Here is a 13,827-nt window from a genome sequence, read left to right as displayed (position 1 = left end):
GACAGCGGAGCTGGACTCAAGCGGGGACCGGCAGTGTCTAGCCTCGTGAAGCTGTCGACGAAGCGCAGAGCGCTGATCGTGAACCTCTTGCTCGGGGGGCTGCTGCTCGGCGGCGTGGCGGCCGCGTACGCCTCGCTGGGCAGCGGCTCCCCGGCGGGAGCCGCGCCGCTGACCACGCCGGTCACCCGGGGCAGCGTGGTCGCCTCGGTGTCGGCCTCCGGAGCCGTGGAGAGCGCGCGGACCAGGTCGCTCACTTTCGGGACCAACGGCACGGTCGAGTCGATCAGGGTCGAACCTGGAGACAAGGTCAAGAAGGGCGCGGTCCTGGCCCGGCTGGACGACACGGCCGCGCGCGAGTCCCTGGAGGCCACCAAGGCGAGCCTGGACGCGGCCGAGGACGCCGACACCTCGACCGCCTCCGGCTACTCCCAGTACATCAACGCCCGCAACTCCTATCGAGCCGCGAAGCGCGCATTGGACGCGACGGTGATCAAAGCGCCGTACGCGGGCACGGTGACCGCCGTGAACGGAACCGTGGGCGGCTCCTCCGGCGGTTCTTCGGGTGGTACGGCGGGTGCGGGCGCCCAGAGCGACACCAGCACCGGCTTCATCGAGCTCGCCGACACCACCGCGTTGCGCATCGTCGGGCAGTTCACCGAAGCCGACGTGACCAGGCTCAAGGTGGGCCAGACCGCCACCGTCACCTTCGACGCGCTCACCGGGGTTTCCGCGAGTGGCGAAGTCACCGTGATCGACCCGCAGCCGCAGACGAACAACAACGTCGTGCAGTACGCCGCGACGGTCAGTCTCTCTGAGGTTCCGCCGACCGTGCGCCTCGGGCAGACAGCCAGCGTGCAGGTCATCGTCGAGACCGTCGACGACGTGCTGACCCTGCCGAGCGCGCTGGTCACTACCGCCGGCGGGCAGAGCTCGGTGACCCTGCTCAACAACGGGCAGCAGGTCAGAACCCGGGTGGAGGTGGGCGTGAAGGGCGACGCCGCGACCGAGATCGTCTCCGGGCTGAAGGAGGGCGACCAGGTCGTCCGTCTCACGACCACGACGACCACCGGCGGGGGGATCCAGCTCCCGGGTGGCCTCGGCGGCGGCGGCTTCGTCCGTGGCGGGGGCGGGGGCGGCGCCGGTGGCGCTGGCGGCGGTCAGGGTGGAGGTAGCCGATGAGAGCGTTCCCTGTCCTCAATGTCCGGCGTGGCCGGAAGTCGGCAATCGATCGCCAAGGTGGAAGCCGATGAGCGCGCCCCTCGTGCTCGATGTTCAGGATGTACGCAAGGTCTACGGCCAAGGGGAGACCGCCGTGCACGCGTTGCGCGGGATCACCCTCGCCGTCGAGCCCGGCGACTATGTGGCGATCATGGGTGCGTCCGGTTCCGGCAAGTCCACGCTGATGAACATCATCGGGTGTCTGGATGTGCCGTCGTCAGGGGCGTACAAGCTGGATGGCACGGATGTGGGCGTGCTGGACGACGTGCGCCTGGCCATCGTCAGGAATCGCAAGATCGGGTTCGTGTTCCAGTCGTTCAACCTCATTCCCCGGATGAGCGCGCTCATGAACGTCGAGCTTCCCTTGGCGTACGGCGGGGTGAAGGCCGGAGAGCGCAGGAAGCGCGCGCTGGCCGCACTCGAGCGGGTGGGGTTGGCCGATCGGGTGCACCACCAGCCCAACGAGTTGTCCGGAGGGCAGCAGCAGCGGGTCGCGATCGCGAGGTCGCTGGTCAACGCGCCGACGCTGCTGCTCGCCGACGAGCCCACCGGGGCGCTGGACAGCACGTCCACCCGGGACGTGCTCGGCATTTTCGACCAGCTCAGCCTGGGCGGCCGGACCATCGTCGTGATCACACACGAGCCGGATGTGGCCGCGCACGCCAAACGCGTCGTCCGGTTGATGGACGGACAGATCATCGCGGACATCCGCCAGTCGCCGGTCTCCGGACCGCCGCCCCGGCTCGAAGAGGTGAGCTTGTGAACGCGCTCGAAGTGGTGCGGTTCGCCATGCGCGGCCTCACGGCCAACAAGATGCGCAGCACGCTGACCACGCTCGGCATCCTGATCGGCGTGGCGGCGGTGATCCTGCTGGTGGCGGTGGGGGAGGGCGCGTCCCAGCAGATCCAGGGGGACATCCAGCGCCTGGGCGCGAACTCGCTGACGGTCTCCTCGACCACATCGGGCGGTGGCGGTGGCGGTGGCTTCGCCAGGTTGCTCGGCGGTGGTGGCGGGCAGCAGCAGAACTCGGGTCCGCGCACCCAGGCCAAGGACCTGACCGTGGACGACGCTCGCGCGCTGGCGGACCGGGCGAACGCGCCGTCGGTGCAGAGCGTGTCGCCGGTGGTGACCGCGCAGAACCAGACGGCCACCTACGAGGGCGCGAGCCATGCCGTGCAGCAGGTGGTCGGCACGTACCCGAGCTACTTCGAGGCGTCCAACAAGCCGGTCGCGCAGGGTACGTACTTCTTCAACGAGGACATCCTGGCCGCCCGGAAGGTCATCGTGATCGGCCAGACCGTGGCGGAGAACCTGTTCGGCCAGGTGAACCCGGTCGGCAAGCAGATCAACGTCACCGGGGTGCCGTTCACCGTGGTCGGCGTGCTGAAAGAGTCGGGTTCGTCCGGGTTCCAGGATGGCGACGATCTGGCCATCGCGCCGCTGCCGGCGGTCCAGCAGAGCCTGACCGGGTTCGGGCCGCTCGGCCAGATCGTGGTGCAGGCCACCAGCGCGGACACGGTGAACGCCGCGCAGGACGAGATCACCCAGGTGCTCAACCAGCGGCACGGCATCACCGGTACGGCAGCCGCCGACTACCGCATCCTCAACCAGGCCACCCTGCAGGAGACGGTGGGCGCCGCCATCGGCACGTTCACCGTGCTGCTCGGCGCGGTGGCCGCGATCAGCCTGCTGGTCGGCGGCATCGGCATCACCAACATCATGCTGGTCACGGTCACCGAGCGGACCCGGGAGATCGGCATCCGCAAGGCGATCGGCGCGCCCAGGAGCGCGATCCTGGGCCAGTTCCTCGCCGAGGCGACCATGCTGAGCCTGTTCGGCGGCCTGCTCGGGGTGACGGTCGCGGTGATCGGCGCCCAGTTCACCATCGCGGGGATCACCCCCTCGGTGGTGCCGAGTTCGGTCGCTCTGGCGCTTGGCGTGTCGGTCGCGATCGGGTTGTTCTTCGGCAGTTATCCCGCCAACCGCGCCGCCAAGCTGCGGCCCATTGAAGCGTTGCGCTTCGAGTGATTTCGAGTGATTTCGGATGAGAGGAGCGAGCGTGAGCAGGCGTAGGCCGTCTTCGGGTGAACTACTGGAGAAGTCGCCGTACGGCGAGGATCTCGACAGCGAGCTGATGGAGCGCCCGATCCGGGCGAAGGCGTCCAAACTGACCGTGACGCTGGCGGCGGGGGTGGTGCTGATGGCCGGAGTGCTGCTCGGCATCCAGGCGCAGAAGATCTGGGGACCGAGTAGCACCAGTGATCGCCAGGCGTTGATCGCGGGAGCGTTGGCCGGCCAGGGGGGCGGCCTGCGCCAGGGCACCGGCCAAGGTCAGGGCGGCGGTCAGGGCGGGTTCGGCAACGCGACATTCGGCACCGTCAAGCTCGTCGACGGCAACAAGATCTACGTCGAAGCCAACGGCGCCACCACGGTCGTCACCACGAACGGCGACACGAAGATTCAGCTCAGCAAGGAGGGCAAGGTCGGCGACATCAAGCCCGGCAGCACCGTGATCGTCCAGGGCGAACGCGACGCCGACGGCAACGTCGCCGCGACAACGGTCAGCGAAGGGGGCTTCCCCGGAGTGGGCGGTCGGTGATGCAGGCGGAAGCGCGGCTGCTGGTCGTGGACGACGAGCTCAACATCCGGGAACTGCTCGCCGCCAGCCTGCGCTTCGCCGGTTTCGAGGTCGTCATCGCCGCCGACGGCAGGGAAGCCGTCCTGATGGCCGAACGGGTACGTCCTGACCTCATGGTTCTCGACGTTATGCTGCCCGATATGGATGGCTTCGCGGTCGCCGCCCGGCTGCGTTCTGCCGGTCGGCGCATCCCGGTGCTGTTCCTCACCGCCAGGGACACCACCGACGACAAGCTGGCCGGCCTCGCCCTGGGCGACGACTACGTGACCAAGCCGTTCAGCCTGGAAGAGGTGCTGGCCAGAATCCGGGCCGTGCTCCGCCGCACCGGCGGCGACCCCGGCATCCCCGCCCGCCTCCAGGTCGCCGACCTGGAACTCGACGAGGACGCCCACCAGGTCTGGCGCCAAGGCCGCCCGGTACGCCTCTCGCCCACCGAATTCAAACTCCTGCACTATTTCATGGTCAACCAGGGCCGAGTCCTGTCGAAGGCCCAGATCCTCGACCATGTCTGGCACTACGACTTCGGCGGCGACCGCAACGTGGTCGAGTCCTACGTCTCCTACCTCCGTCGCAAGATCGACACCCAGGACCCCAAACTGATCCACACCCTGCGCGGAGTCGGCTACGTGCTCCGCGCCCCCCGCCGGTGACGTGCCCGTGAAGAAAAGGCTTGCCCGTACCCCGCTCTGGCTCCGCCTGGTGGTCGGGACGCTTGCCCTGGTCACCCTGGCTATCACGCTGACCGGCGGCTTCGCCGTCCAGCTGCTGCGTGGCTACCTGACCGAGCAAGTGGACGAGCAACTGTCCGCCACCAGCCGCCCACTCCGCGACATGATCGATATCCCCGAGGCCGATCTGCGCCCCCGCGACGCCCCGCCTCGCCCGCAACGCTTCTTCGGCCTCTTCCACGTCAGCATCCTCGACGCCCAGGGCAACCAGCTCCGAACCGTGGCCGAATCCCCCATCGAGGAGAAACCCGCCCTCCCGAAACTCACCGCCGCCGAGGTACAGCAACGCGCCGGCAAGCCCTTCACCGTTCCCTCCGTGGGCAACCTGGACCCTCCCTGGCGGATGATCGCCGTCCCCGGCCGCGACGGCCAGAGCCGCGTGATAGCCATCAACATGGGTGACCTGGAACGAACGGTCTCCCGCCTGACCACGATCGTGGCCGGCGCCGGCGGAGCCGTCCTGGTCGCCCTGGGTCTCGCCTGCTATTGGCTGGTACGGCGCAGCCTGCGCCCCCTCGGCGAGGTCGAGCGCACAGCCGCCGCCATCGCCAGGGGAGATCTGTCGCAACGGGTACCGATGCGGCATCGCCGTACCGAGATGGGACGACTGGGGCGGGCGATCAACGGCATGCTCACCCAGATCGAAGCCGCCTTCCAGGACCGGGAGGCGTCGGAGGCGGCGGCCAACCGCTCGGCGTACGAGGCGAAACGCTCGGAAGAGCGCATGCGCCGCTTCGTCGCCGACGCCTCGCACGAGCTGCGCACCCCGCTCACCTCCATCCGCGGCTTCGCCGAGCTCTACCGCCAGGAACACGGCCGCAACCCCGACGACGACCTGGCCGGTCTCGTCCGCCGGATCGAGGACGAAGCCGCCCGGATGGGCGTGCTCGTCGATGATCTGCTCCTGCTCGCCCGCCTCGACCAGCAACGCCCCTTCGAAAGGGAGCCGGTCGACGTCCTCAGCCTGGCGGCGGGCGCCGTCCTGGACGCCCAACTCCTCGCCCCCGACCGGGAAATCGAACTCCTCCGGCTGGACGACTCCGACACCCCCGTCACCGTGGACGGCGACGAAACCCGCCTCCGCCAGGTCATCGGCAACCTGGTCGGCAACGCCCTCCGCCACACCCCCGCCGGAACCGCGTTCCGCGTCGGCGTCGGCGTCCTCCCCGACGCCACCGCCATCATCGAAGTCGCCGACGAGGGCCCAGGCGTCCCCGACCCCGACCGCGTCTTCGAACGCTTCTACCGGGGCGACCCCTCCCGCACCCGCAACTCCGGCGGCACCGGCCTGGGCCTGTCCATCGCCGCCGCCCTGGTCCACGCCCACGGCGGCACGATCACCGCGGAGAACACCACCCCAGGCGCCCTCTTCCGCATCCAACTCCCCACCAGAACCTGACACGGGCTGGCCCTGGAGGCGGGCGGCTCCGCAGTATTCAGATGGCGTAGTTCTCGGCAACCGGCACCTCTGCCGCCACTCGGTCACAACGTGCGATAACGGACAGCGACACGGGTGCCGGCCGCACGACGTGCCCGGCGGGTAGGACGGTGGCCGCAAGTCTCACTCCCGGGTAGAGCACGGTTGCGGTGCCCACCACCACTCCCGGGCCCATGGTTACGCCCATCGCGATGCGCACCCGGTCAGCCAGAATCGCCCCGAACTTCACCAGGCCGGTGCCGTAGACCGTCCCATCGGCCAGACGGATGGTCACCTCGCGGTCGGGATTGCCCATGTCCTGGCACCACAGGTGCGTGGAGGCGATCACGAGCTGTGCGGACAGGTGGCAGCTCTGCCCGACGATGCTGTGGCCCAGGTGGATGGTGTGGGCGAGCCGTGTCTCCTGCGCGATCACCGAATGCGTGACCTCGCAGCCGAAGCCGATCTGCACGCCGGCGGACAGGACGCTGTGCCGCACGGTGGAGAACTCGTGCACGATGCAGCCCGGGCCGATCACCACGTTCGGGCCGATGTGCGCCAACGGGGAGATCTTCGCGGTCGGGTGGATCATGCTGCCGCCCCTGGCGGCGAACACGGCGGCGAAGGCGTCGCTGGCGAAGGCGCCGAGTCCGTCCAGGGGTCGGGCATCCAGCGCCGCCGCCACGCCCCATTCGTGCAGGAGCGGGTCGGTGGCCAGGCTGACGATGTCGCCGAGGGCGGGGATGGCAATCATGCCACCCTCCTCGCGGGCTGGCAGGGCGCGGCCAGCGTCTCGTGGGCCAGCTGGAGATACTGGGCGGCGCATCGCCCGGGGGTGAACCAGGCCAAAGCACGTGCCCTGGCGGCCCGGCCCACTGCGGCGAGCTGGGCGGGGCTGGCGTCGGCGGCGCGGCGCAGGGCGAGCACCAGGCCGTCGGGGTCGGCGGGGTCGTAGCAGTAGCCGGTGATGCCGTCGAGTACCACCTCAGGGCCGGCCCCAGCACGCGGGACGATCGCCGGTGTCGAGACGCCGGCAGCATCGATGACGCACCGCCCGAAGCCTTCCATGAGCGCCGCGCACGCCAGAACGTCGGCCCGCGCAAGCCGTCGCGGGAGATCGTCGATCCAGCCGTGGAAGGTGGCGGGAAGACCGAGTTCGGCCGCCAGCCGCTGCGGGGCGCTGCCGCTCTGCCCGTAGACGTCCAGGTGGATACGCCCGGCTAGCATCGGGTGTGCCACAGCCGCCACGATGTCCTCCAGCCGCTTCCAGGCGACCGGGCGCCCGACCGCCGCCACCCGCAGCAGCTGCCCGCGCTCGGCCCGCGCGGGCGTGCGCTCCGGAACCGCCACCCCGTTGTGAATCACGGTCACCGGGAGGCCGGGCGGGCCCACGGCGCGGACCGAGTCGGCCGAGGCGGCGCTGATGCCCACCCAGCAGGCGGCCCGCTCCAGCAGGTGCCAGGGCCAGTGTTCCGGCGCCTGCCCGACCAGTTCGCCGCTGCCGGGGTCGACCAGGCGCAGCGGTTCTCCCTTCTGCAGGATCGCGTGGGCCACGGCCAGCACCGGAACGTTCTGAGCCTGGTCGAGGTCCACCGGGACGGTCCGGTGATTGGAGATGACCACCGTGCCTGCGGCATTGTTGCCGATTGCCGCTGCCAGCGCCGCCCGGTAGCCGGATGCTGTTGTCGCCTCGTGAAGCTGTACCCGCTCGGCCGAGCCGAGGTAGCTAGGGCCGCCTAGGCGCCACCACACCACCGAGACCTGCGCGCCGAGCAGCGCGAGCTGTTCGGCGATCTCCGGCATGAGCATCTCCGCACCGCCGTAGGCGGTCGAGAGCCATGTCAGCACTATCCGCATCCTGTCCCCCTCGCTCTGCCAGCCGGTCTTGCACGGCCGGGTCGCCCCTTACGACAGCGCGCCACACGAGCAGGAGGAAGGATTCGTGCAGCATGCGCGAACGGTATGCGTTTCCTGCAAACGCCCTCGACGGTCCTGCCGACAGGCCATATTCTGACCACGAGGAGTATCTGTGTGATCACGCGGGAGCCGCGATGGGCACGCACGACGCATTATGGGACTCCGCCCGCGCACGGGCGCTGATCGCTTCCCGGAACCTCGGCGGCGCAATCCGGCTCGCCCGCGAATCCCACGGCTGGCGGCAAGCCGATCTGGGCCGGGCGACCGGCTACTCCGCCTCGACGATCTCCCGCCTGGAGACCGGGCACCGGGTCTGCGCGGACGTCGACATCCTCATCCGTGTGGCGCGGGCAGTTGCCCTGCCCACCGATCTGCTTAGTGTGTTCCTGGGAATCCCCGCCGAGCCACCCGCCGCGGCGGGTGCCGATCGAGCCGAGGAGAATCCTGTGCGCCGTCGAAGCTTCATCGCCGCCGCGGGCTTGACAGTCCCGCTACCGCTGCTGACCCGCCTCGACGACGCCCTGGTCCTACTCCCCACACCGGCACGCCCCGCCACCCCGGCCGGACTCGCGCAGCGGCTGGCCCGGGCCCGACGCCAGTTCGACGCGGGCGATCTGGCCGGCCTCGTCGCCGAGTTGCCCGATCTGATAGCGACGGCCCACTACGCTGCCGAGCAGGGCGATGGCCCGGCGGTCCATGCTGGGGTTGCCGACTGCTACATGGTCGCGACCGAGGCTCTCGACAAGATCGGGCATCACGGTGCCAGCCGGATCACCGCCGATCGCGCGGCCAGCGCAGCCAGGCTGTCGGAGTCACCGATCGCGGCGGCCGCCGCCGCCCGCTGCATGAGCATCGTGCTGCGGCACGAGGGCCGCCACCGCATCGCCGACCAGGTCATCATGCAGGCCGCCGGCCAGGTTGAAGCCACCGGCCTGGTCACCTCCGCCCAGGCCGCGACGTATGCGCAGATACTGTGCACCAGCGCCTACATCGCTGCACAGGTCGGGGACCGCGACCGCGCGCTGGAGTTGATCGGCGAGGCCGAGCGCGCCGCCGCCCGCCTGCCCTCTCAGCCGATCGCCTCCCAGCCGTTCACCGTCTCCCCGGCCGCGGTCGGCCTGTACAAGGTCGGCGTGCACTGGTCACTGGGAGACGCAGGGGCTGCGCTAACGGCCGGACGGGGCCTGCGCGCGAGCATGTTCCCCAGTCCCGAGCGGCGCGGCCGGCTCCACACCGACCTCGCCAGGGCCTGGTGGCAGTGGGGAAAGCCCGAGCAGACCGCGCGGGAACTGCTGGCCGCCTGCCGTCACGCACCGGGCGAGGTCCGCGACCGGCTCTCGATCCGGAAGATCGCTGTGGAGTTGGTGCAGCGCCACCCGAAGGTCGTGGGAGTGCCGGAGTTGGCCGCAGCAGTCAGAGCCGCACGTCAGGTGAGAGACAGGCCGTCCTCCAGGTAAGCCGTTCCCGCGCCGCTCGCCCGCGCCTCCAGGGCCGCGCGAAACCGGCCCGCCCGCTCGGGCGGGAGGAACCGATCGACGTCGGCCGGATCCACCAGGTCCCAGGCACGTAGTTCCTCCTGCGGGAACTGGATCGCCTGTTGTTCCTCCCAGGTCAGCAGTCCCCCGTCGAAGACCATTCTTGGGCCGCCGGGCTCGCCTTCCCGGACCCGCATCCAGTCCACGCACAGCAGTCGCGTTGGTGTCGGGCGGGTCAAGCCGAGTTCCTCCTTGACCTCTCTGGCCGCAGCCTCCGCCGGCGTCTCTCCCGCCTCGACCACGCCGCCGGGGAACTCCCAGCCGTCCTGCTTGTAAGCGGGCTGGACGAGCAGGACCCTGCCGTGCTCGTCGAACAGCAGCAGGGCTGCCGCTGCTGGTGTTCTGGGGAGGCTGCGCTGATATTCGTCGTCGCTCACCTCGCAGACCGTAACGGCTGGCCGTGATGTGTGCCTGCGAAGAGACGAGACTTTACCTTCAGAAAGGGGGAGATTCCGCCCCTGCTGGCGCCTGCTGAAATACCCGAAAAAACTACCAAGCTAATGTAGCCGCAGGTCAGCGGGTTCGGTGGCGGGCGTGTGGGTCGTTGTCGGCGGTGACACGAGCGGTCGGTGGTGACACGAGCGGAGATTTCCTCTGTCAAGGTGAGGCGTCCTCAAGAGAACCCAGTTTGAGGAAGCCGATCGGGGTCGAGGCGAGCAGGCCAGCCCGCGCACCTGGTAGCCGTTGGCGAGGCCTCGTACAGGGCTTGTCTGCCCCTTCGCCGGGAGCCGATGTCGGGCGAAAAATCCTCCTATGGTTGACTAAATTCAACCTTTTGCCGATGAATCGGAGCACTCGTGTCCGAAGCGCGATCCTTGGTGGCTGATGTCCCCGAGGCGTCCGAACAGATGACTCACCGCGAGATCCTGGAGGCCCTGTCCGGTTTGCTGCTGGCGATGTTCGTCGCCATGATCTCCAGCACCGTCGTGACCAACGCGCTGCCACGCATCGTCGCCGATCTCAAAGGCAGCCAGACCGGCTACACCTGGGTGATCGTCGCGACCCTGCTGGCGATGACGGCGACCACGCCGATCTGGGGCAAACTCGCCGACCTGTTCAGCAAGAAACTTCTCGTCCAGCTGTCGCTCAGCATTTTCATCGCGGGCTCGCTGGTGGCGGGCATCTCGCCGAACATGGGCACCCTCATCGGCGCCCGGCTCGTGCAAGGGCTCGGTGTCGGCGGTCTGATGGCTTTGGTCCAGATTGTGATCGCGAGCATGGTGAGCCCGCGCGACCTCGGCCGCTACTCTGGCTACATGGGCGCCGTGTTCGCGGCCGCGACCGTCAGTGGCCCGCTGATCGGCGGTCTCGTGGCCGACAGCGCGCTCGGCTGGCGCGGCTGCTTCTTCATCGGCCTGCCGTTCGGCGTGGCCGCGTTCGTACTGCTGCAGAAGACCCTGCACCTGCCCGTGGTCAAGCGTGACGTCAGCGTCGACTACCTCGGCGCGACCCTCATCATGGCCGGCGTCTCGCTGCTGCTCGTCTGGGTCTCGCTCGCCGGCAACCAGTACGCGTGGCTTTCTGGCACCAGCGCTCTGCTGGTCGGCGGCGGCGTGGTGCTGATCGCCATCGCGGTCTTCGTGGAGGCACGCGTCGCGCGTGAACCGGTGATCCCGCTCGGCCTGTTCAAGGACCGTACGATCGTTCTCGCCACGCTGGCCTCGGTGTTCGTGGGCATCGCCATGTTCGCCTCGACCGTCTACCTCAGCCAGTTCTTCCAGCTGGCTCGCGGCATGTCGCCCACCAAAGCCGGACTGATGTCGATCGCCCTGGTCGGCGGCCTGCTCGTCTCCAGCGTCGTGAGCGGCCGGGCCATCAGCATGACCGGCCGGTGGAAGGTGTGGCTCGCCGCGAGCATGATCTTCGTCGTGGCCGGATGCGCCCTGCTCGGCACGATCGACGAGACCACCAACCTGGTCCTGGTGGGCGTCTACATGGCCCTGCTCGGCATCGGCGTCGGCGGCTCCATGCAGAATCTCGTCATCCCCGTACAGAACATCGTGTCGCTGGCCGATCTGGGCGCCGCCAGCTCGCTCGTGGCGTTCTTCCGCTCCATCGGCGGCACGGTCGGCGTCGCCGCACTCGGCGCCCTGCTGTCGGCCCAGGTCTCCGACAAGGTGACCAGCGGCCTCAAGGGACTCGGCATCGACGGCAGTGGCCAGCAGGCGCACGGCATCCCGGACCTCAGCACGCTGCCCGCCCCGATCCGGGCCGTCTTCGAGCACGCCTTCGGCGCCTCGATCGCCGAACTGTTCCTGGTCTCGGTGCCCTTCGCCGCCCTGGCGCTGGTGTGCGTCCTGTTCATCAAGGAAGTCCCGCTCCGTACGACCCTGCACTCAACCGACCAGGTCGCCGCCCAGGGAACGGGCTGACCGTGACCAGAAGCCGGGTCGACTCAATGCGCCGCCTCGAAAGCGAGATGGCCATCCTGCTGCGCCGGATCAAGTGTGTGGTCGCTGAGCGCGCGCGGGCAGTCCACCCGGAACTACAACCCTCCGGCTACCTCATCCTGGCCTGGCTCACCGACCACGGCCCCGCCCGCGCCACGTCGATCGTCGAGAACCTTGACATCGACAAGGGCGCGGTCAGCCGCCTCCTAACCCACCTCGCCGACCTCGGCCTGATCGTCCGCGGCCCCGACCCCGCCGACGGCCGCGCAACACTACTCTCGGCCAGCGACACCGCCGCCCAGCGGGTAGCCGACGCCACCACCGGCCTACGCAAACGCTTCGACGACAAACTAGGCGACTGGCCAGACGAGAACCTGGCCAACTTCGTCGACCTTCTCAGCGAATACAACAAGATACTCGGCACAGCGCACCCCTGATCCGGGCAGAGCGGTGGCACCCGACCCGTCGGGGTACAAAGACAGGCTCTTCGGGGATGCTGGCCGTTCCCTGGTCAGGGGTTTGGTGTGACGTTTGAACTGTCGGACAGCCGAGAGTGCTTCGCCTTTGCTCAGGCTGCGGTGAGGGCGCGAAGTTCCCGAGCGGCGGGGAGGAAGCGGGCATTCTCGGGCGCGACATCCAGAACGATGTGAGCTGCCCGCAGGACTCTGGTGTCTCGTCGGCCGGTGGGGAGCGCCCCGACGATCCGAAGCGCCTCGTCGGCACCTTGCTCCGGGTCGGTGCGAGCCTGGAGAGCGGCACCATGGAGCTGGATCACGATCGCAGACCGGTGCGTCGCCGGATAGAGATTCCGGGCGGCGCTTTGCGCCTCGGCGGCCCGCCTGTTATCGCCGGCGAGGGTATAGATGAGACTCCGGTCCAGATAGGTTCCCCGTCGCAGCCAGTCGCGATCCGCCGTGATCTGGGCTGGGAGGCGGGTGAATACCTCTTCGGTTCGGAGGAGCGCGGTGACCGCTTCGTCGGTGCGGCCCATCGATGCGAGGGTCTGAGCTTCGGCACTTAGCGCTGTGACGAGTGCCACGTTCGGGCGGTCTCCGGCGAGGCGTCGTGCCTCCCGCGCTGTCGAGAGCACATCGGCGAGATCTTCGTGGGGGTCTTGTCGCCGGTAACTCACCTCCCAACTCCGCAGAGATGACGCCAGTAGCGGGTCCGCGGATTGGATACTCAGCTCTCGGGTTTTGGCCCACCAGCGGTGTGCTTCGCGGAGGTTGCCCAGGTCGAACCATTTTCCCGCGATCACGGCCGTGTGCCGGGCGGCGGCATGGGTGAGATCGCGCTGTAGGGCGGCAGGCTGAGTGCGACTTAGGTGGGGAGCCATGTCGGTGTAATCCACCGCGACGGCGGCGAGGACGGTAGCGGGCGGATCGAAATATGCCCGCCTGACGTGCACATCCGCCGCGTTCTCCCAGTCATCGATCATCGCCTGGGTCACGCTTGCGCCGGGCAGGGAGCGATCTGGTGATGACATACGCCACGCGTCGGTCAGGGTGGTGAGCACGGGAGCGACTGCACCGGCAGCAGCGAAGGCTGCGGCGTTCCGCATAAGTTCTCTGCGTTCCATATAGCCGTCCTCGTCGAGGGGTTCTTCATCGAGGGTACCCCTGCGGAGTTGGTCAAGCTCGGATACGGCCGCGTGAAGTGCCACAAGATATCCACCCGCGTTAAGTCTGGCATCCAGAGCCTTGATCGCATCGGCGTGTGGCTGTTGCTCTCCCCGTTCCCATTTCGCGAGGTGAGAGTAACTCCAGTTGATCTCATCGGCGAGGGGGCGGAGCCCGATATCGCGGATGTCTTTACGCCAATGGCGGAGGGCCATGCCGAGGAGATTCCAGGGCGATTGTTTCGGGTCGATCGGGTTGGCCATAACAATCCCTCGCGATCGTGTCGCCGCGTGTCATTGGCGTCTCGACACGCTATTCGTCTTTTCAGTTCCTGGTGCTTGGCCAATTATGGCACTGCTGTGCGC

Annotated in this window: 13 protein-coding genes; 9 read left to right on the top strand and 4 right to left on the bottom strand. The window is 68.7% G+C overall.

The features are described 5' to 3' along the window. The first annotated feature begins 33 nt into the window (after positions 1–33). From ABGB08_RS06010 to ABGB08_RS05985, 6 genes are all read left to right on the top strand, one after another. Complete coding sequence (locus ABGB08_RS06010; protein ID WP_347587135.1) at positions 34–1,179, top strand: efflux RND transporter periplasmic adaptor subunit; 1,146 nt, start codon at positions 34–36, stop codon at positions 1,177–1,179. Between the two features lie 67 nt (positions 1,180–1,246). Beyond that, positions 1,247–1,981, top strand: coding sequence for an ABC transporter ATP-binding protein (locus tag ABGB08_RS06005; RefSeq protein ID WP_347587132.1), 735 nt, complete (start codon positions 1,247–1,249; stop codon positions 1,979–1,981). Further along, positions 1,978–3,246 (top strand): ABC transporter permease, encoded by a 1,269-nt coding sequence (locus ABGB08_RS06000; RefSeq protein WP_347587130.1) that lies wholly within the window; start codon positions 1,978–1,980, stop codon positions 3,244–3,246. The genes ABGB08_RS06005 and ABGB08_RS06000 overlap by 4 nt, the downstream gene beginning before the upstream one ends. A 31-nt stretch (positions 3,247–3,277) precedes the next feature. Continuing rightward, positions 3,278–3,817: a hypothetical protein gene (locus ABGB08_RS05995; protein ID WP_347587128.1), complete on the top strand. Its 540-nt coding sequence runs from the start codon at positions 3,278–3,280 to the stop codon at positions 3,815–3,817. Beyond that, complete coding sequence (locus tag ABGB08_RS05990; protein WP_347587244.1) at positions 3,817–4,506, top strand: response regulator transcription factor; 690 nt, start codon at positions 3,817–3,819, stop codon at positions 4,504–4,506. The genes ABGB08_RS05995 and ABGB08_RS05990 overlap by 1 nt, the downstream gene beginning before the upstream one ends. Before the next feature lie 7 nt (positions 4,507–4,513). Continuing rightward, a complete protein-coding gene (locus ABGB08_RS05985) occupies positions 4,514–5,983 on the top strand; it encodes a HAMP domain-containing sensor histidine kinase (RefSeq protein ID WP_347587126.1) in 1,470 nt (489 codons plus the stop codon). A gap of 37 nt (positions 5,984–6,020) precedes the next feature. On the opposite strand, the gene ABGB08_RS05980 is transcribed toward ABGB08_RS05985, so the two are convergent. Both ABGB08_RS05980 and ABGB08_RS05975 read right to left on the bottom strand, forming a co-directional pair. Beyond that, entirely contained in the window at positions 6,021–6,755 is a 735-nt protein-coding gene (locus tag ABGB08_RS05980) for a hypothetical protein (protein WP_347587123.1), read from the bottom strand. Next, the gene (locus ABGB08_RS05975; RefSeq protein WP_347587121.1) at positions 6,752–7,858 is read right to left on the bottom strand and encodes a glycosyltransferase family 4 protein; all 1,107 of its coding nucleotides are present in this window, start codon (positions 7,856–7,858) and stop codon (positions 6,752–6,754) included. Before ABGB08_RS05975 ends, ABGB08_RS05980 begins: the two co-directional genes overlap by 4 nt. A gap of 194 nt (positions 7,859–8,052) precedes the next feature. On the opposite strand from ABGB08_RS05975, the gene ABGB08_RS05970 reads away from it, so the two are divergent. Next, complete coding sequence (locus tag ABGB08_RS05970) at positions 8,053–9,375, top strand: helix-turn-helix transcriptional regulator (RefSeq protein ID WP_347587119.1); 1,323 nt, start codon at positions 8,053–8,055, stop codon at positions 9,373–9,375. Here ABGB08_RS05970 and ABGB08_RS05965 read toward each other — a convergent pair. After that, the gene (locus ABGB08_RS05965) at positions 9,345–9,830 is read right to left on the bottom strand and encodes an NUDIX hydrolase (protein WP_347587117.1); all 486 of its coding nucleotides are present in this window, start codon (positions 9,828–9,830) and stop codon (positions 9,345–9,347) included. The two genes, ABGB08_RS05970 and ABGB08_RS05965, sit on opposite strands and share 31 nt — an antisense overlap. Positions 9,831–10,250: 420 nt before the next feature. Here ABGB08_RS05965 and ABGB08_RS05960 point away from each other — a divergent pair, with 420 nt between their 5' ends. Both ABGB08_RS05960 and ABGB08_RS05955 read left to right on the top strand, forming a co-directional pair. Continuing rightward, positions 10,251–11,825 carry an MDR family MFS transporter gene (locus ABGB08_RS05960; RefSeq protein ID WP_347587115.1) on the top strand — a complete coding sequence of 525 codons (1,575 nt, stop codon included), beginning with the start codon at positions 10,251–10,253 and terminating at the stop codon, positions 11,823–11,825. Between the two features lie 2 nt (positions 11,826–11,827). Next, positions 11,828–12,280, top strand: a complete 453-nt coding sequence (locus tag ABGB08_RS05955) for a MarR family transcriptional regulator (RefSeq protein WP_347587113.1) — start codon at positions 11,828–11,830, stop codon at positions 12,278–12,280. A 131-nt stretch (positions 12,281–12,411) separates the two neighbouring features. Here the strand turns inward: ABGB08_RS05955 and ABGB08_RS05950 are convergent, their stop codons facing one another. Further along, positions 12,412–13,725, bottom strand: coding sequence for a helix-turn-helix transcriptional regulator (locus ABGB08_RS05950; protein ID WP_347587111.1), 1,314 nt, complete (start codon positions 13,723–13,725; stop codon positions 12,412–12,414). Positions 13,726–13,827: the final 102 nt, after the last annotated feature.

Origin of the sequence: Acrocarpospora sp. B8E8, from assembly GCF_039871605.1 — a bacterium.
Taxonomy (GTDB): Bacteria; Actinomycetota; Actinomycetes; order Streptosporangiales; family Streptosporangiaceae; genus Acrocarpospora; species Acrocarpospora macrocephala.
The sequence above is the reverse complement of the archived record's forward strand: the minus strand, read 5'-3'. Positions and strand labels throughout refer to the sequence as shown.

Coding starts and splice junctions, on each gene's coding strand:
- ABGB08_RS05975 (WP_347587121.1), bottom strand. CDS start 7,858: ATGCGGATAGTGCTGACATGGCTCTCGACCGCCTACGGCGGTGCGGAG.
- ABGB08_RS05990 (WP_347587244.1), top strand. CDS start 3,817: ATGCAGGCGGAAGCGCGGCTGCTGGTCGTGGACGACGAGCTCAACATC.
- ABGB08_RS05950 (WP_347587111.1), bottom strand. CDS start 13,725: ATGGCCAACCCGATCGACCCGAAACAATCGCCCTGGAATCTCCTCGGC.
- ABGB08_RS05980 (WP_347587123.1), bottom strand. CDS start 6,755: ATGATTGCCATCCCCGCCCTCGGCGACATCGTCAGCCTGGCCACCGAC.
- ABGB08_RS05970 (WP_347587119.1), top strand. CDS start 8,053: ATGGGCACGCACGACGCATTATGGGACTCCGCCCGCGCACGGGCGCTG.
- ABGB08_RS06005 (WP_347587132.1), top strand. CDS start 1,247: ATGAGCGCGCCCCTCGTGCTCGATGTTCAGGATGTACGCAAGGTCTAC.